The organism is Streptococcus sp. M334, from assembly GCF_000187745.1.
Taxonomy (GTDB): Bacteria; Bacillota; Bacilli; order Lactobacillales; family Streptococcaceae; genus Streptococcus.
Genome location: NZ_GL732489.1, coordinates 25877 through 42945 on the forward strand (window position 1 = coordinate 25877; position 17069 = coordinate 42945).

Genomic DNA, 17069 nt, shown 5'->3' on the forward strand with positions numbered 1-17069 from the left:
TTTCCCCCTTTTTTAATACAAAGGAGATAGGTAATGAAAGAGAAAAATATGTGGAAAGAATTATTGAATCGTGCAGGTTGGCTGTTAATCTTTCTGCTAGCGACAATTTTATATCAGATTCCTATAGGGGTTACTGCTATTTTAACTTTAAATGCAGTACCATTGTTACAGTCAGGGCTGATAGTTGCTGGTATTTCGATTGTGGTTTTGGTACTATTTATTTTTGGAGCTCGTAAAACACAGTTAGCAAGTTTTAATTTTTCTTTTTTTAGAGCTAAAGATTTGGCACGTTTGGGCTTGAGTTATTTAGTCATTATCTGTTCAAATATACTTGGTTCTATCTTGTTACAACTGTCAAATGAGACGACAACAGCTAACCAGTCTCAGATTAACGACATGGTTCAGAATAGTTCTCTGATTTCCAGTTTCTTCTTGCTAGCCGTACTTGCTCCGATTTGTGAGGAAATCTTGTGCCGTGGGATTATTCCTAAAAAGGTTTTCCGAGGTAAGGAGAGCTGGGGATTTGTAGTCGGTACGATTGTGTTTGCTTTATTGCATCAACCAAGTAATTTACCTTCTTTATTGATTTATGGAGGTATGTCGATCGTTCTGTCTTGGACGGCTTACAAGACCCAACGTTTGGAAATGTCTATCTTGCTTCACATGATTGTTAATGGTGTTGCTTTCTGTTTGTTGGCTCTTGTGGTGATCATGAGTCGGACATTAGGGATTTCTGTTTAAGATTTTTGACAATTGCTTACTTGTTTCTACTGGGAAAAAGATGAATGCAATCGTGTCCATCTTTTTCTTTTTATGGTAAAATAGAGAAATAATATGATGAAAAGCCTTGAGGGAGTGACCGATATGTCAAGTAAAGCCAATCATGCAAAGACAGCTATTTGCGGAATTATCAATGTAACCCCAGACTCCTTTTCGGACGGTGGTCAATTTTTTGCTCTTGAGCAGGCACTCCAGCAGGCTCGTAAATTGATAGCAGAAGGGGCTAGTATGCTAGATATCGGCGGAGAATCGACTCGCCCGGGCAGTAGCAGTAGCTATGTTGAGATAGAAGAGGAAATCCAGCGTGTTGTTCCAGTGATCAAAGCGATTCGCAAGGAAAGTGATGTCCTCATTTCTATTGATACTTGGAAGAGTCAAGTAGCAGAAGCTGCTTTGGCTGCTGGTGCCAATCTAGTCAATGATATCACTGGTCTCATGGGTGATGAAAAAATGGCCCATGTGGTAGCAAAGGTTGGAGCGAAAGTAGTCATTATGTTTAATCCAGTCATGGCGCGACCTCAGCATCCTAGCTCGCTCATATTTCCTCATTTTGGTTTTGGTCAAGCTTTTACAGAGGAAGAGTTAGCTGACTTTGAAACATTGCCAATCGAAGACTTGATGGAGGCTTTCTTTGAACGAGCACTAGCGAGAGCAGAGGAAGCTGGTATTGCACCAGAAAATATCCTGCTGGATCTAGGGATTGGATTTGGTCTGACCAAGAAAGAAAATCTGCTTCTTTTACGGGACCTGGATAAACTACATCAGAAGGGCTATCCAATCTTTCTTGGAGTGTCGCGCAAGCGGTTTGTCATCAATATCCTTGAAGAAAGTGGTTTTGAAGTCAATCCTGAGACGGAACTTGGTTTCCGCAATCGAGATACGGCTTCGGCTCATGTAACTAGTATCGCTGCAAGACAAGGTGTAGAAGTGGTGCGCGTGCATGATGTAGCTAGTCACAGGATGGCAGTTGAAATTGCCTCCGCCATTCGTCTGGCTGATGAAGCGGAAAATTTAGATTTAAAACAATATAAATAAGATGAAAGAAATTGAAAACAATCAGTGGATTGCTAGCTATCGGACGGATCAACCGCATTTTGGCTTGGAACGAATGGTGGAACTGTTAGCTTTGCGTGGCAATCCCCATCTCAAACTCAAGGTTATCCATATCGGAGGAACCAATGGCAAGGGCTCGACCATTGCTTTTTTGAAAAATATGCTGGAAAAGCTAGGCCTGAGAGTTGGTGTGTTCAGCTCGCCCTATCTCATTCACTACACTGACCAGATTAGCATCAATGGGGAATCGATTTCAGAAGCGAGGCTAGAAGTCCTCATGGCAGACTATCAGTTTTTGCTAGAGGGAGAAGCGGCCGCCAATTTACAGGGCACAACTGAGTTTGAGATTATTACAGCCATAGCCTATGATTACTTTGCAGCAGAGCAAGTAGATGTGGCTATCATGGAAGTCGGCATGGGTGGGCTTTTAGATAGTACCAATGTCTGCCAGCCAATTTTAACAGGCATCACGACCATTGGACTGGATCATGTAGCCCTTCTTGGTGACACCTTAGAAGCCATAGCTGAGCAGAAAGCTGGTATTATCAAACAAGGAGTTCCCTTGGTGACAGGTTGCATTTCTCTAGAAGCTTTGGCTGTGATTGACCACATTGCGGCAGGGAAAGATGCGCCGAGACTTGCCTACGGGGCAGATTATCAGGTTCGTCATCAAGAAAGTGTGGTGACAGGGGAAGTCTTTGATTATACTAGCTCTCTCAGACAAGGTCACTTCCAGACTGGCCTACTTGGTTTGCACCAGATAGAGAATGCTGGGATGGCCATAGCTTTACTTGATACTTTTTGTCAAGAAGATGGTCGAGAACTAGTAAGTAATGACTTGCTTGCTCAGACCTTGGAAGAAACAAGGTGGCCGGGGCGCTTGGAAGTTGTGTCTAGAGACCCCTTGATGATTTTGGATGGGGCCCACAATCCCCATGCCATCAAGGCTTTAGTAGCAACCTTGCAAGAACGCTTTGCGGATTATCACAAGGAAATCCTCTTTACTTGTATCAAAACCAAGGCCTTGGAGGATATGTTGGATTTGTTGGAGCAAATCCCAGATACCGAGCTTACTCTGACACATTTTGACGATAGTCGGGCGACTGATGAAAGTGTGCTGAAAGAGGCAGCTAAGTCTAGAAATCTCAGCTACCAAGATTGGCAGGATTTTCTAGAGCAGAAATTAACAGATAAAAAAGAAGAGAGAAAAACAGTTAGGATTGTCACAGGTTCCTTGTATTTCTTGAGCCAAGTGAGAGCCTATCTGATGGAGAGGAAAAACGAGAATGGATACACAAAAGATTGAAGCAGCTGTAAAAATGATTATCGAGGCTGTCGGAGAGGACGCTAATCGCGAGGGCTTGCAGGAAACACCTGCTCGTGTGGCCCGTATGTACCAAGAGATTTTTTCAGGTCTTGGTCAAACAGCGGAGGAACATTTGTCAAAATCCTTTGAGATTATTGATGATAACATGGTGGTAGAAAAGGATATTTTTTTCCATACCATGTGTGAGCACCACTTCTTACCATTTTATGGTAAAGCGCACATTGCCTACATTCCAGATGGTCGTGTGGCAGGTTTGTCTAAGCTAGCCCGTACGGTTGAAGTTTATTCTAAAAAGCCGCAAATTCAAGAACGTTTGAATATCGAAGTGGCCGATGCCTTGATGGAGTATCTAGGTGCTAAAGGAGCCTTTGTTGTTATTGAGGCGGAACATATGTGTATGAGCATGCGTGGTGTAAGAAAACCTGGCACTGCAACCTTGACGACAGTAGCTCGTGGTCTATTTGAAACAGATAAGGATCTTCGAGATCAGGCTTATCGTTTAATGGGACTATAAAAAAGAATCCGCTTTGGGCGGATTTTTCTAGAAAGGAATCATTATGGATCAACTGCAGATTAAGGATTTGGAAATTTTTGCCTATCATGGTCTTTTTCCTAGTGAGAAGGAATTGGGGCAGAAGTTTGTCGTTTCAGCCATCTTATCCTATGATATGACCAAGGCGGCTACAGACTTGGATTTAACGGCTTCTGCCCATTATGGAGAACTGTGTCAGCAGTGGACGACTTGGTTTCAGGAAACGAGTGAAGATTTGATTGAAACGGTAGCTTATAAACTGGTGGAACGTACTTTTGAGGCTTATCCTCTTGTCCAAGAAATTCAGCTGGAACTCAAAAAACCTTGGGCGCCAGTGCATTTGCCGCTAGATACTTGCTCGGTAACAATTCATCGCCGCAAGCAACGAGCCTTTATCGCCCTAGGAAGCAATATGGGAGATAAACAAGCAAACTTGAAACAAGCCATTGAGAAAATGCGAGCTCGAGGTATCCATATTCTCAAAGAGTCCAGTGTCTTGACGACGGAGCCTTGGGGTGGTGTGGAGCAAGATAGCTTTGCTAATCAAGTGGTTGAGGTTGAAACCTGGTTGCCTGCCCCAGTTTTATTAGAGACCTTGTTAGACATTGAGTCAGAGATGGGAAGGGTGAGAGAAGTGCATTGGGGACCTCGATTGATTGATTTGGACTTGCTCTTTGTGGAGGACCAGGTCATTTATACAGACGACCTCATCTTGCCCCATCCTTACATAGCGGAACGCCTTTTTGTCCTTGAGTCCTTACAGGAAATTGCACCTCATTTTATCCATCCTACATTAAAGCAACCTATCCGTAACTTGTATAATGCTTTGAAAAAATAGAAAAACTCTAGTTTTCAGTCACTTGCAACTGAAGGCTAGAGTTTTTATACTCTTCGAAAATCTCTTCAAACCACGTCAGCTTCCATCTGCAACCTCAAAGCAGTGCTTTGAGCAACCTGCGGCTAGTTTCCTAGTTGGCTCTTTGATTTTCATTGAGTATTAAAATAGGTCATTTTCTTCTGGGAGGAGGATAGTCTCTCTACCATCCATGTCTAAAACTAGTACTCTTGGGGGATAAAGAGGGTCAAAAGGATGGTTAAAGTCAAAATCAATAGCTGTAGGGAGGTGTTGACTTGAAAAGTGGAAGGTAATTTTTCCTTGGTTATTAAGCAATTGAAACTCGAGTTCTTCTTCCAATTCAAAGACATTTTTTAAGAAGTGGTCAATAATATACCAAAAAGAGTCAATGACATCATCAGGTAAACTGGTAACAATGCCAAAACTAGCCGACCGCATCTGGGTATTGGTAAAAGCCATATCTCTGCCTCCTTTCTTTTCCCTTATCATACAGCAAATAGGATTAAAAATCAAGAAAAGGTGATTTTTTCTTCATAAACATAGCTTTCTATGAAATTTTTTTCAAACAATCTTCAAAAAAAGCTTGAAAGTGTTTACAAATAGTGATAAAATGGAATAAGTAGAATCATGAAAACGAAATTTTCATACCGTCTCTTTTTTTGGAGTCTCGTGAGGTATGATATAGAAAGGAAATGAAATGAATACAGACGATACAGTAACGATTTATGATGTCGCCCGTGAAGCAGGAGTTTCAATGGCGACAGTTAGCCGTGTAGTCAATGGCAATAAGAATGTAAAAGAGAATACTCGAAAAAAAGTGCTTGAGGTGATTGACCGTTTGGATTACCGTCCAAATGCCGTGGCGCGTGGTCTTGCAAGTAAAAAGACAACCACTGTCGGTGTCGTGATTCCAAATATTACCAATGGCTATTTCTCAACGCTTGCTAAAGGGATTGATGATATTGCTGAAATGTACAAGTATAACATCGTCCTTGCCAATAGTGATGAGGATGATGACAAGGAAGTTTCAGTGGTTAATACACTGTTTTCTAAGCAAGTGGATGGTATCATTTTTATGGGGTACCACTTGACTGAAAAAATTCGTTCAGAGTTTTCTCGCTCTCGGACACCAGTTGTTCTTGCAGGGACAGTGGATGTAGAACATCAACTTCCAAGTGTCAATATTGACTACAAACAAGCTACGATTGATGCGGTGACCCACCTTGCTAAAGAAAATGAGCGTATTGCTTTCGTTAGCGGTCCACTAGTGGATGACATCAATGGTAAGGTTCGTTTGGTTGGCTACAAGGAAGCCTTGAAAAAAGCAGGTATTTCTTATAGCGAAGGATTGGTATTTGAATCTAAATACACTTATGAAGACGGCTATGCCTTGGCAGAACGCTTGATTTCATCAAATGCAACTGCAGCAGTTGTAACAGGTGATGAATTGGCAGCAGGTGTCTTGAACGGCCTTGCTGATAAGGGTGTGTCAGTACCAGAAGAATTTGAAATCATTACTAGTGATGATTCGCAAGTCTCTCGCTTTACCCGTCCAAACTTGACAACTATTGCCCAACCTCTTTATGACCTTGGAGCTATTAGTATGCGTATGTTGACTAAGATTATGCACAAGGAAGAGTTGGAAGAACGTGAAGTTCTCTTACCTCATGGTTTGACAGAACGTCGTTCAACACGAAAACGTAAATAGAAAAAATCAGGGAATCGTGAAGATTTCCTGATTTTACTTTCTAGAGAAGAGACTTAGCCTTCCATATAGTCTTTCAAAGCTTGTCCTTTTAGTCCAGCATTGAGGGCGATGAGGAGCTTCAAGCGAGCTTTTTGAGCGTTGAGTTCTTTAACAAAGAAGACACCAGATTTTTGCAACTGCACGCCTCCACCTTGGTAGGCATAAACAGGTTCTGCTATACCGTTAAAGCATCGTGAAACTAGGGCGACTGGGATTCCTCTCTGCAGAAGGCTTTCTAATTTTTGAGCCGTTTCTTTGGGAATATTACCAGCTCCGAAGGCTTGGATAATCAAACCGTCCAATTGTTCCAAATCCAGCATATCAATCAGCTCATCTGTCATACCAGCATAAGCAGAGATGATAGGGACTAAGCCTTGTATGTGATCAAGGTCAAAGCGGACGCGGGGTTCAGCTGTTTTAAAGTAGAGTATTTCCTGTTTCATGATGAGACCAAGTGGACCGTGAGTAGGAGTCTGGAAGGTGTTGACGTTGGTTGTATGCGTTTTGGTAACATACTTGGCAGCGTGGATTTCATCGTTCATAACGACCAAAACTCCTTTATCAGCAGCTCTGTCATCGCTAGCCACTCTTAAAGCGCTCAGATAATTATAAACCCCATCACTACCGAGTTCGTTGGAGCTGCGCATAGCACCTGTTAGAACGATAGGCATACGGGGAACTTCCATGGTATCAAGGAAATAGGCTGTTTCCTCTAAAGTATCGGTCCCGTGTGTGATTACCACTCCATCGTAGTTAGCAGCTTCCTCTTTGATTTTTTGGTAGAGAGCCAGCATATGCTTGGGTTTGATATGGGGGCTTGGTAGGTTAAAAAAGTCCAAGGCGTGGACTTGGATTCCTTCAAGAGGGTTGGACACATGGTTCATGGGATTATCTGAACTCGTCACAACAGCGCCAGAAGCATCGGCTTGCATGGAAATAGTCCCACCCGTATGTAAAACAAGGATTTTCTTAGGCATGATTTACTCACTCTTTCTGAAATGTGGTATAATCATTGTATCACAAAAGGGGAGATTGGGATAGGATGGAAGTCAAAGCTGTTTTTTTTGATATCGATGGAACCTTGGTCAACGATCGCAAGAGTGTTTTGAAATCCACTAAGGACGCGATTAAAATTGTTAAAGAACAAGGAGTGCTAGTTGGTGTAGCAACGGGGCGAGGACCTTTTTTTGTTAAGGAATTGATGGACGATTTGGATCTGGATTTTGCGGTAACCTACAATGGCCAGTATATCTTTACTAAAGACAGAGTCTTGTTCACGAGCCCAATTTCCAAGTTACATTTACGCCAGCTCATTACTTATGCTAAAAAAGAGGGTAAGGAGATTGCCCTAGGGACTAAGGATGACATGTTGGGTTCCAAAATCATGTCCTTTGGTCTGGGTTCTTTTTCCCAACGAATCAGTCGCTTCGTTCCCTCTGTTTTAACTCGGACAGTGAGTCATTCCTTTAATCGTATGGTCAGCAAGGTTGTTCCCCAAAAGGAAGAAGACCTGCTTCATCTGATGAATCAGCCTATCTACCAAGTCTTGATGCTGATGACACCAGAGGAATCTGAGAAGGCAGCGGCTGATTTTGAAGACTTGAAATTGACACGTAGCAATCCTTTTGCTGCGGATGTCATTAATCAAGGAAATTCTAAATTGGAAGGTATTCGTCGAGTTGGGAAAGAATATGGTTTTGACCTCAACCAAGTCATGGCCTTTGGTGACTCAGATAACGACCTAGAAATGCTGGCAGGTGTCGGTATGTCTGTTGCTATGGGAAATGGTAGTAGCAGTGTCAAGGAAGTGGCTAAGCACATTACCACCAGCAATCAGCAAGATGGAATCCATAAGGCCTTGGAACATTTCGGTGTTCTGGCCTCAGAAAAAGTCTTTGTCAGCCGTGACTATCACTTCAATAAGGTCAAGACCTTCCACCACATGATGGATGAACGGACCCAAGAAGAACCTCGAGTTTGGGATTTAGAAGGTGCAACCCACAGGGCTGGTTTTAAAATAGAAGAATTGGTGGAGTTTGTTCGAGCAGCCAGTCCTTCTGAAGAGGATTTTGGTCAAGCTCTATCGCAACTTCATCAGGCCCTTGATAAGGCAGCAGATAAAGTGGCCAAGAAGACGCCAGCCCAGGAAGATTTGGTGGGGCAAGTGGATGCTTTGATTGACACGCTTTACTTTACCTACGGTAGTTTTGTCTTGATGGGGGTGGACCCAGAACGTATTTTTGATATTGTCCATCAGGCCAATATGGGGAAAATTTTCCCAGATGGCAAGGCTCATTTTGATCCAGTGACCCACAAAATCTTAAAGCCAGATGATTGGGAAGAAAAATATGCTCCAGAACCTGCTATTAAAAAGGAACTGCAGCGTCAGCTCAAGGCTTATGAACGCCATAAAGAGAGAAATAAACAGTAAACAAAAAGGAGCTTTTGGCTCCTTTTCTTCGTGATTATAAGGTCTTTTCTTGTTCTCTCACAACCAGCAAATCGACCTTAGCATGGCGGAGAATGTATTCAGATGAAGAGCCGACCAAGAGGCGTTCAAAGGCGTTGAGACCAGTTGCGCCAACGAGGATGAGGTCCACTTCCTCAGCATCAGGAATAGTACGTGCCAATAGGGTCTTTGGATTTCCCATTTCAATGACGATATGAACATCTGCCACACCAGCATCTTTAGCACGTTTTTCGTACTCTTTCATCAGACTTTCAGCGTCGACTTGGAGTTCTTCGTAAACTTCAGCATCAAAGGTGGATACGCTTTGGAGTGCGCGTGTGTCAATGACATGTGCGATGGTGAGTTTAGCGTCGTTTCGTAGAGCAGAATGAACTCCCTTGACAAAAGCCAAGTCCGCTTCTTTAGAACCATCGATTGCGACCATGATATTTTGGTAACGTTGTGCCATAATGAAACCTCCTGAAATTTTCTTACTATAATTGTAAACCTTTTCACTATAGAAGTAAAGCAAAAAAAGTATTTTTCGAAAGAATGTTAGCGCTTAAAATCTATATAAATATATGATAAAATAAAAGAAAGGATAGCAGGAAATAAGTGAAGGGAGGGATAATGATGAAAAATGCTTTTCAAAAATCAAATTTCCTTTATTATGGAATCATCCTAGTGTCGGTCTTGGTAGAAGTTATCATGATTTGGCAATTAGATAGGTTGATTCCGCTTCTCTATCCAGGTTTTGTTGGCTTTTTAGTCTTTCACCTACTCTACCATTTGCTATTATTCCTGGTTGCAAAACGAAGTGGTCGTTGGGATTACTTGATGATATGGTGGCTTTTCATCATGTTCAATTTTCTCTATGATTCCTTTTTAGGCTTGCTTTTTCTAGGTTTATCTTTTGGTATGTGATTTCTCTCTGGCAAAATACCTGCTATCTCCCCTGTCTTGACCTCGCTTTTAGTGAGGTTTTTCTTCTATAGGAATCTAGTAACACATTTCAGCAAACTTGTCGCATTCTCTTTCTAATGGTATAATGTTACTATCATCCCGAAGAATTGAGGAAACAAGATGAAAGAATATAACAAGTCTAGTAAGTTAGAGCATGTTGCTTATGATATCCGTGGTCCTGTTTTGGAAGAAGCCATGCGGATGCGAGCAAACGGAGAAAAGATTTTACGTCTGAATACAGGAAATCCAGCAGAATTTGGCTTTACAGCGCCAGACGAAGTCATTCATGACTTGATTATGAATGCGCGTGATAGTGAAGGTTATTCTGACTCCAAGGGGATTTTCTCAGCCCGTAAAGCTATCATGCAGTATTGTCAACTGAAGAAATTCCCAAACGTAGATATTGATGATATCTACCTTGGAAATGGTGTCAGTGAGTTGATTGTCATGTCCATGCAGGGGCTTTTGGACAATGGGGATGAAGTCTTAGTTCCAATGCCAGACTATCCTCTCTGGACGGCCGCTGTCAGTCTAGCTGGAGGAAATGCTGTTCACTATATCTGTGATGAAGCTGCAGAATGGTACCCAGATATTGACGATATCAAGTCAAAAATTACTTCCAATACCAAGGCAATCGTCCTTATCAATCCAAACAACCCAACTGGAGCCCTTTATCCTAAGGAACTCTTGTTGGAGATTGTTGAGATTGCCCGTCAAAATGATTTGATTATCTTTGCGGATGAAATTTACGACCGCATGGTCATGGATGGACATGTGCATACGCCTGTGGCGAGCTTGGCACCAGATGTCTTCTGTGTTAGCATGAATGGTCTATCAAAATCCCACCGTATTGCTGGTTTCCGTGTGGGTTGGATGGTCTTGTCTGGACCTAAGACTCATGTCAAGGGCTATATCGAAGGGCTCAATATGCTGTCCAATATGCGCCTTTGTTCTAACGTTTTGGCCCAACAAGTCGTACAAACTTCCTTGGGTGGTCACCAATCAGTTGATGAATTGCTCCTTCCTGGTGGACGAATTTATGAGCAAAGAAACTTCATCTACAATGCTATTCAAGATATTCCAGGTTTGTCTGCGGTTAAACCCAAGGCAGGGCTCTATATCTTCCCTAAAATCGACCGCAATATGTACCGTATCGATGATGATGAGCAGTTTGTCCTTAATTTCTTGAAGCAGGAAAAGGTTCTCTTGGTTCATGGTCGAGGCTTCAACTGGCAGGAACCAGACCATTTCCGTATCGTTTACCTTCCTCGTGTCGATGAACTAGCCCAAATCCAAGAAAAGATGACTCGTTTCTTGAAACAGTATCGCAGATAGGGCTTACATTCGAAAAAGCAGTAAACATTTGCCTTGAGCTATTGACAAAAGTAAAAGAATCAGATAGAATAGTAAAGTATGTTTAGTAACTGATCACTTTATAGCCGGCTAAACGAATACAAAATCTATGAGGAGGTATTCATCGTGAAACGTACTTATCAACCAAGTAAACTTCGTCGTGCGCGCAAACACGGATTCCGTAACCGTATGTCAACTAAAAACGGTCGTCGCGTATTGGCAGCTCGTCGTCGTAAAGGACGCAAAGTTTTGGCTGCATAATCCAAACGAACTATATCAAAAATCAGTAGGAACTCGAGTCTACTGATTTTTATTTTTGTAAAAAAGTACAAAAAACTTTATATTTTCGCTTGAATAGTGTATAATATCTCACATACTGTAAAATTGGAGAATAATCATGAAGAAATCAAAAGTTATGCTTTTTGGAGCTATGGCTTTGACAGCAGGTCTAGCTTTAGCAGCGTGTGGATCATCTCAATCAAGTAATACAGACAAGACTTACTCTTATATCTTTGTCAATAACCCAGATACCTTGGATTATATTACCTCTACACGAGATTCTACATCTAGTATCACAACCAATTTGATTGATGGTTTGTTGGAAAATGACCAGTATGGAAATCTCATCCCGTCTATGGCTGAGTCATGGACTGTGTCAAAAGATGGTTTGACCTACACTTATAAGATCCGTCAGGGGGCTAAATGGTACACTTCTGAAGGAGAAGAGTATGCGGATGTAACAGCTCATGACTTTGTGACTGGTCTTAAGTATGCGGCTGATAAAAAGGCTGAAAACTTGTACTTGGTACAAGATTCTATCAAGGGGCTAGCAGACTATGTTGAAGGGAAATCATCTGATTTTGGAACTGTTGGTGTTAAGGCAGTGGATGATTACACACTACAATACACCCTCAATCAACCTGAGACTTATTGGAACTCTAAAACAACAGCAAGTATTCTTAGTCCTGTAAACGAAGCTTTCTTGAAGTCTCAGGGAGATGACTTTGGAAGTGTGACACCATCAAGCATCTTGTCAAATGGTCCTTACTTATTTAAATCATTCACATCCAAATCTTTGATTGAACTTGACAAAAACCCTAATTACTGGGATAAGGACAATGTTAAAATCGAGAAAGTGAAACTCTCTTTCTTTGACGGTTCTGACCAAGATAGTATTACAAGAGGATTTTTGGAAGGCAACTACACAGATGGTCGTATCTTCCCAACAAGTTCAGTCTTTGCTGAACTTAAGAAGGGAAATGAGGACAAGATTACCTATACACCGCAAAACTCAGTTACTTTCTATTATCTTTTCAACGTGAATCGTCAAAGTTACAAGCAGACTATGAAACAGTCTGATAAGGAAAAGACAGATTCACGCGCAGCTATGCAGAATAAAGATTTCCGTCAGGCTATCAACTTTGCCTTTGACCGTCATGCCTATGCGGCACAGACAAATGGTGAAGATGGAGCAGACCGTATCTTGCGTAACACAGTTACACCGAGTAACTTTGTCCAAGTTGGCGATAAGAACTTCGGTGATATTGTCAATGAAAAAATTGTCAACTACGGTAAAGATTGGGCAAATATCAACTTAAACGATGGTAAGCAAGCCTTCTTGAATCCTGAAAAGGCCAAAGAGAAATTTGCTAAGGCCAAAGAAAGTCTGCAAGCTCAGGGAGTAACCTTCCCAATTCATTTGGATATGCCAGTTGACCAGACTGCTAAGTTGGATGTGCAACAGGCTGGTTCCTTCAAGCAAACAGTAGAAACCACTCTTGGTAAGGAGAATGTAGTCATTGATGTTATCCAACTTTCTCCAGATGAAAAAGACCAAGCAACCTACTTTGCAGATACAGCAGAACAAAAAGACTACGATATTGACGTCTCAGGATGGGGTGGAGACTACTCAGATCCTAAGACTTACCTAGCGATTCTAGATCCAGAGACTGGTTCTCAGTTGAAAAACATGGGCTTGTCTGAAGGAAAAGACAAGGAAGTTAAGGATAAGATTGGTCTTGCTGACTACAAGAAACTCTTGGATCAGGCAGACGCTGAAATCACAGATACTCAGGCTCGCTATGAAAAATATGCTGAAGCCCAAGCTTGGTTGACAGATAGTGCCCTCTTCCTACCAGTTCAAAGTGGCGGAGCTAATCCAATCTTTCGTAAGACAGTACCGTTTACAGGTCCATTCTCATTTGTTGGTCATAAGGGAAATGCGGACAACTACAAATATGTTGAATTGCAAAAAGAGCCAGTAACTGCTAAACAGTACCAAGAACTCTATGAAAAATGGCTGAAAGAAAAAGCTGAGTCAAATAAAAAAGCTCAGGAAGATTTAGCTAACCACATTCAATAATATGCCTAGTCATTCTTTTCAGTTAATACTCAATGAAAATCAAAGAGCAAACTAGAAAGCTAGCCGCAGGCTGCTCGAAGCAGTGCTTTGAGGTTGTAGATGAAACTGACGAAGTCAGCTCAAAACATGGTTTTGAGGTTGCAGATAGAACTGACGAAGTCAGTAACATATATAAGGCAAGGTGAAGCTGACGTGGTTTGAAGAGATTTTCGAAGAGTATAAGCATAGTGACTGGATTTAGAAAAAGGCCTTACTAGAGCTTCTTGGTTCTGGTAGGGCCTTTTCTTTATTCTTTTAAGTGATAAGAGTAGCTAGCGACAACGACGTCTTGGTGCCAACGAAGGGCGTATTTGAGTTTGAGGCTCATCTGATTGTGCAGGATATTCTGCCAAGGTTTATTAGGGATAAACTGAGGAACGAGGACAGTGACTGTATAGTTCTTTTTCTGTGCTTCCTCGGAAATCCGTTTGACATACTTGACAGTAGGGGTGATGATGTCGCGGTAGCTGGTCTTGATATTTTTCAGAGTAATGGTTGGGAAGTAATCGGCAAATTCTTGGAGAATTTCTTGATCTTTTTCTGCTGTTTCCTTGGTAGAAATATGCATGGCTAGGACTTCGTCACCAATACTTTGAGCGTAGTTAATGGCTCCGACGCTGACTCGGGTGACATTTCCTACTAGGACCAGAACCAGATTGCCGTCGTAAGTACGTTTTTCGACTCCTTCATAGAGTCGCAGTTGTTGGGCTACTTTTTGGTAATGACTGTGAATTGCCAAGAAGAGTAGGGTGAGTACGAGAATAATCGGGAAGAAGGGCCAGATATCACTGAGACGGAAAAAGAGCAGGATCAGCACGATAGCGTAGCAAATGATTGCCCCAAGGATATTAGCAAGAGCAGGTTTTAAGAAATTTGCTCCTTTTTCCTTTTTCCAATGACGAATCATTCCAGTCTGAGAAAGGGCAAAGGGAACGAAGACCCCGATAGTATAAAGAGGAATCAAGCGTTCTGTATTGCCATTAAAAATGAGAAGAAGAATCATAGCCCCAAAAGCCAGAGTTAAAATTCCATTGGAGTAACCTAGGCGGTCTCCTTTTTCCATAAAGAGATGGGGCATGTATTTGTTTTTAGCCATATTGTAAGCTAGCATAGGGAAGGCCGAAAAGCCAGTATTTGCAGCTACGGCCAAAATCAAGGCTGTGGAGAATTGGAAGATATAATACCCAAGGTGGCCTAAGAAGGAATGACCAAGAATACCTTGAGCCATCTGTGAAAGAATAGTTTCTCCGTGTTGCGGCATAATCCCCATCCAGTAGTTTAGGAAGGTGATACCAGCAAAAAGAAAACCTAAAATCAGTGACATAATGGTCAAGGTTTGAGCGGCATTCTTTTCTTTTGGATCCTTGAAAAAGGGAACGGCATTTGAAATAGCTTCAACCCCTGTCAAAGAGGCAGATCCGCTGGTAAAAGCTCTTAGAATGAGAACGATAGACAGGCTCGGAACAGCATGCCCAATAGGTGAAGTTGCCTGATAGCTGAGAGAACCTGTCACTAGTTGAAAGATTCCATAGAGCAAGAGAAAGACAGTGCTGATGATAAAGAGATAGACAGGAATCATCAGTGAACTGGCAGATTCTTTTAAGCCCCGTAAGTTCAAGAGCATGAGCAAGCAAACCAGAAAAATGGAGATGTGGAGGTTGTAGGGGTGAAGAGCAGGGAGAGCTGCTGTGATAGCGTCAGCTCCAGAAGAAACAGATACCGCTACGGTCAACATATAGTCAACCAGAAGACTGCCTCCAGCTATCAAGCCAAGTTGGGGAGATAGATTTTCTCGAGTAACCATATAGGCCCCTCCCCCTTGAGGATAGGCATGGATGATTTGACGGTAGGAAACGGTCAGGCTAGCTAGGAGCAGGAGGACAAAGAGGCCGATAGGAAGGCTCCACCATATAGCTAGAGGAGAGAGACTAGCCAAGACGAGGACTACTTGCTCAGGCCCATAGGCAATGGAAGATAGAGCGTCGCTTGACAACATGGCTAGCGCCTGCATTTTTCCCAGTAGTCCCCCTTCGCCTTCGGTTAAGGACTTGAGAGGACGACCGATAAAGGTCTGTTTTAATTTTGTAAACATAGTTGTTTCCTTTGTTGAAAAATTCAATAAGTGTTATTATACTGCTTTGAAAAAATAGCGTCAAGAGACGACAATAGATTTTAGAATATTTTTTATAGATGAGGAGAGAGGTCAGTTTTTTTGCTATAATAGAAGATAGAAAACGAGGTTAGAAGAGATGATTTTTGATACACATACACACTTGAATGTAGAAGAATTTGCAGGTCGTGAGGCAGAAGAAATTGCCTTGGCTGCTGAGATGGGTGTGACACAGATGAATATTGTTGGTTTTGATCAACCGACGATAGAGCGTGCCTTGGAGTTGGTAGATGAGTATGACCAACTCTATGCGACTATTGGTTGGCATCCGACAGAAGCTGGGACTTACACAGAGGAGATTGAAGCTTACTTGCTTGACAAGCTCAAACATCCCAAGGTTGTGGCTTTAGGTGAAATTGGTTTGGATTATCATTGGATGACAGCGCCAAAAGAGGTGCAGGAGCAGGTTTTTCGCCGTCAGATTCAGCTATCTAAGGACTTGGATTTGCCTTTTGTTGTCCATACCCGTGATGCGCTGGAAGATACCTATGAGATTATCAAGAGTGAGGGCGTTGGTCCTCGAGGTGGTATCATGCATTCTTTTTCGGGAACTCTTGAATGGGCAGAGAAGTTTGTTGCGCTTGGCATGACTATTTCCTTCTCAGGAGTGGTGACTTTCAAGAAGGCAACTGACATCCAAGAGGCTGCTAGAGAACTTCCTCTGGACAAGATTTTGGTGGAAACAGATGCGCCTTACTTAGCACCTGTACCCAAGCGTGGTCGTGAAAATAAAACAGCCTACACTCGCTATGTGGTGGATTTTATAGCGGATTTACGTGGGATGACGACAGAAGAGCTGGCGGCAGCAACGACTGCAAATGCAGAACACATTTTTGGATTGGACAGCAAGTAATGAAAGAAAAAATTTCCCAAGTTATCGTGGTGGAAGGGCGAGATGATACGGCCAATCTCAAACGTTATTTCGATGTTGAGACCTATGAGACTCGAGGTTCTGCCATCAATGTTCAGGATATAGAGCGGATTCAGCGCCTGCACCAACGTCATGGAGTCATCGTCTTTACAGACCCAGATTTTAATGGGGAGCGGATTCGTCGCATGATTATGACGGCTATTCCAACAGTGCAACATGCTTTTCTCAAACGAGATGAGGCCGTACCTAAGTCCAAGACCAAGGGGCGGTCTCTGGGAATTGAGCATGCCAGCTATGAAGACCTGAAAACGGCTCTAGCTCAGGTGACAGAACAATTTGAACATGAGAGTCAGTTTGACATTGGTCGTAGCGACTTGATTCGTCTTGGTTTTCTAGCGGGAGTAGATAGTCGTAAGCGACGAGAATATCTAGGAGAGGCTCTCCGAATTGGCTATTCCAACGGCAAGCAACTCCTCAAACGCTTAGAGTTGTTTGGGGTCACCTTGGCAGAAGTGGAAGAAGCTATGAAAAGTTATGAGTAGGAAAGATGTAGCCGTTACAATTTTT

17 protein-coding genes are annotated in these 17069 nt (G+C 42.4%); 13 read left to right on the top strand and 4 right to left on the bottom strand.

Going from position 1 to position 17069, the window contains the following annotated elements; translation table 11 throughout:
- Positions 1-33 precede the first annotated feature (33 nt).
- The 5 genes from HMPREF0851_RS11455 (at position 34) to folK (ending at position 4530) form a co-directional block, all read left to right on the top strand.
- Entirely contained in the window at positions 34-741 is a 708-nt protein-coding gene (locus HMPREF0851_RS11455) for a CPBP family intramembrane glutamic endopeptidase (protein WP_000660468.1), read from the top strand.
- A gap of 93 nt (positions 742-834) precedes the next feature.
- A complete protein-coding gene (folP, locus tag HMPREF0851_RS11460) occupies positions 835-1815 on the top strand; it encodes a dihydropteroate synthase (RefSeq protein ID WP_000978136.1) in 981 nt (326 codons plus the stop codon).
- A 1-nt stretch (position 1816) separates the two neighbouring features.
- A complete protein-coding gene (locus HMPREF0851_RS11465; RefSeq protein WP_000658434.1) occupies positions 1817-3139 on the top strand; it encodes a bifunctional folylpolyglutamate synthase/dihydrofolate synthase in 1323 nt (440 codons plus the stop codon).
- On the top strand, positions 3120-3674 hold the full coding sequence (gene folE, locus HMPREF0851_RS11470; protein ID WP_000380913.1) for a GTP cyclohydrolase I FolE: 555 nt from the start codon (positions 3120-3122) through the stop codon (positions 3672-3674). The genes HMPREF0851_RS11465 and folE overlap by 20 nt, the downstream gene beginning before the upstream one ends.
- Before the next feature lie 43 nt (positions 3675-3717).
- Positions 3718-4530, top strand: coding sequence for a 2-amino-4-hydroxy-6-hydroxymethyldihydropteridine diphosphokinase (gene folK, locus HMPREF0851_RS11475; RefSeq protein ID WP_000372513.1), 813 nt, complete (start codon positions 3718-3720; stop codon positions 4528-4530).
- 159 nt (positions 4531-4689) lie between these two features.
- Here the strand turns inward: folK and HMPREF0851_RS11480 are convergent, their stop codons facing one another.
- Positions 4690-5007 carry a DUF960 domain-containing protein gene (locus HMPREF0851_RS11480; protein WP_000886037.1) on the bottom strand — a complete coding sequence of 106 codons (318 nt, stop codon included), beginning with the start codon at positions 5005-5007 and terminating at the stop codon, positions 4690-4692.
- 238 nt (positions 5008-5245) lie between these two features.
- On the opposite strand from HMPREF0851_RS11480, the gene ccpA reads away from it, so the two are divergent.
- Positions 5246-6256 carry a catabolite control protein A gene (gene ccpA, locus HMPREF0851_RS11485; protein WP_001090626.1) on the top strand — a complete coding sequence of 337 codons (1011 nt, stop codon included), beginning with the start codon at positions 5246-5248 and terminating at the stop codon, positions 6254-6256.
- A 53-nt stretch (positions 6257-6309) separates the two neighbouring features.
- On the opposite strand, the gene HMPREF0851_RS11490 is transcribed toward ccpA, so the two are convergent.
- Positions 6310-7272: an asparaginase gene (locus HMPREF0851_RS11490; protein WP_001124767.1), complete on the bottom strand. Its 963-nt coding sequence runs from the start codon at positions 7270-7272 to the stop codon at positions 6310-6312.
- A gap of 65 nt (positions 7273-7337) precedes the next feature.
- Here HMPREF0851_RS11490 and HMPREF0851_RS11495 point away from each other — a divergent pair, with 65 nt between their 5' ends.
- Complete coding sequence (locus tag HMPREF0851_RS11495) at positions 7338-8726, top strand: Cof-type HAD-IIB family hydrolase (RefSeq protein ID WP_000453114.1); 1389 nt, start codon at positions 7338-7340, stop codon at positions 8724-8726.
- Positions 8727-8760: 34 nt separating this feature from the next.
- On the opposite strand, the gene HMPREF0851_RS11500 is transcribed toward HMPREF0851_RS11495, so the two are convergent.
- Complete coding sequence (locus HMPREF0851_RS11500; protein ID WP_000079148.1) at positions 8761-9213, bottom strand: universal stress protein; 453 nt, start codon at positions 9211-9213, stop codon at positions 8761-8763.
- Between the two features lie 161 nt (positions 9214-9374).
- On the opposite strand from HMPREF0851_RS11500, the gene HMPREF0851_RS11505 reads away from it, so the two are divergent.
- The 4 genes from HMPREF0851_RS11505 to HMPREF0851_RS11520 all read left to right on the top strand — a co-directional run bounded on the left by HMPREF0851_RS11505 (position 9375) and on the right by HMPREF0851_RS11520 (position 13422).
- Positions 9375-9668: a hypothetical protein gene (locus HMPREF0851_RS11505; protein ID WP_009014348.1), complete on the top strand. Its 294-nt coding sequence runs from the start codon at positions 9375-9377 to the stop codon at positions 9666-9668.
- A gap of 159 nt (positions 9669-9827) precedes the next feature.
- Positions 9828-11042 (top strand): pyridoxal phosphate-dependent aminotransferase, encoded by a 1215-nt coding sequence (locus tag HMPREF0851_RS11510; protein WP_000666464.1) that lies wholly within the window; start codon positions 9828-9830, stop codon positions 11040-11042.
- Between the two features lie 144 nt (positions 11043-11186).
- Positions 11187-11321 (top strand): 50S ribosomal protein L34, encoded by a 135-nt coding sequence (gene rpmH / locus HMPREF0851_RS11515; protein WP_000831905.1) that lies wholly within the window; start codon positions 11187-11189, stop codon positions 11319-11321.
- 136 nt (positions 11322-11457) lie between these two features.
- The gene (locus HMPREF0851_RS11520) at positions 11458-13422 is read left to right on the top strand and encodes a peptide ABC transporter substrate-binding protein (protein WP_000748911.1); all 1965 of its coding nucleotides are present in this window, start codon (positions 11458-11460) and stop codon (positions 13420-13422) included.
- Between the two features lie 286 nt (positions 13423-13708).
- On the opposite strand, the gene HMPREF0851_RS11525 is transcribed toward HMPREF0851_RS11520, so the two are convergent.
- Entirely contained in the window at positions 13709-15553 is a 1845-nt protein-coding gene (locus tag HMPREF0851_RS11525; protein WP_000494454.1) for an APC family permease, read from the bottom strand.
- Positions 15554-15710: 157 nt separating this feature from the next.
- Between HMPREF0851_RS11525 and HMPREF0851_RS11530 the strand changes: the two genes are divergently transcribed.
- Positions 15711-16484 (top strand): TatD family hydrolase, encoded by a 774-nt coding sequence (locus HMPREF0851_RS11530; RefSeq protein ID WP_000575624.1) that lies wholly within the window; start codon positions 15711-15713, stop codon positions 16482-16484.
- A complete protein-coding gene (gene rnmV, locus HMPREF0851_RS11535) occupies positions 16484-17044 on the top strand; it encodes a ribonuclease M5 (RefSeq protein ID WP_000660000.1) in 561 nt (186 codons plus the stop codon). Before HMPREF0851_RS11530 ends, rnmV begins: the two co-directional genes overlap by 1 nt.
- The last annotated feature ends 25 nt before the right edge of the window (positions 17045-17069 follow it).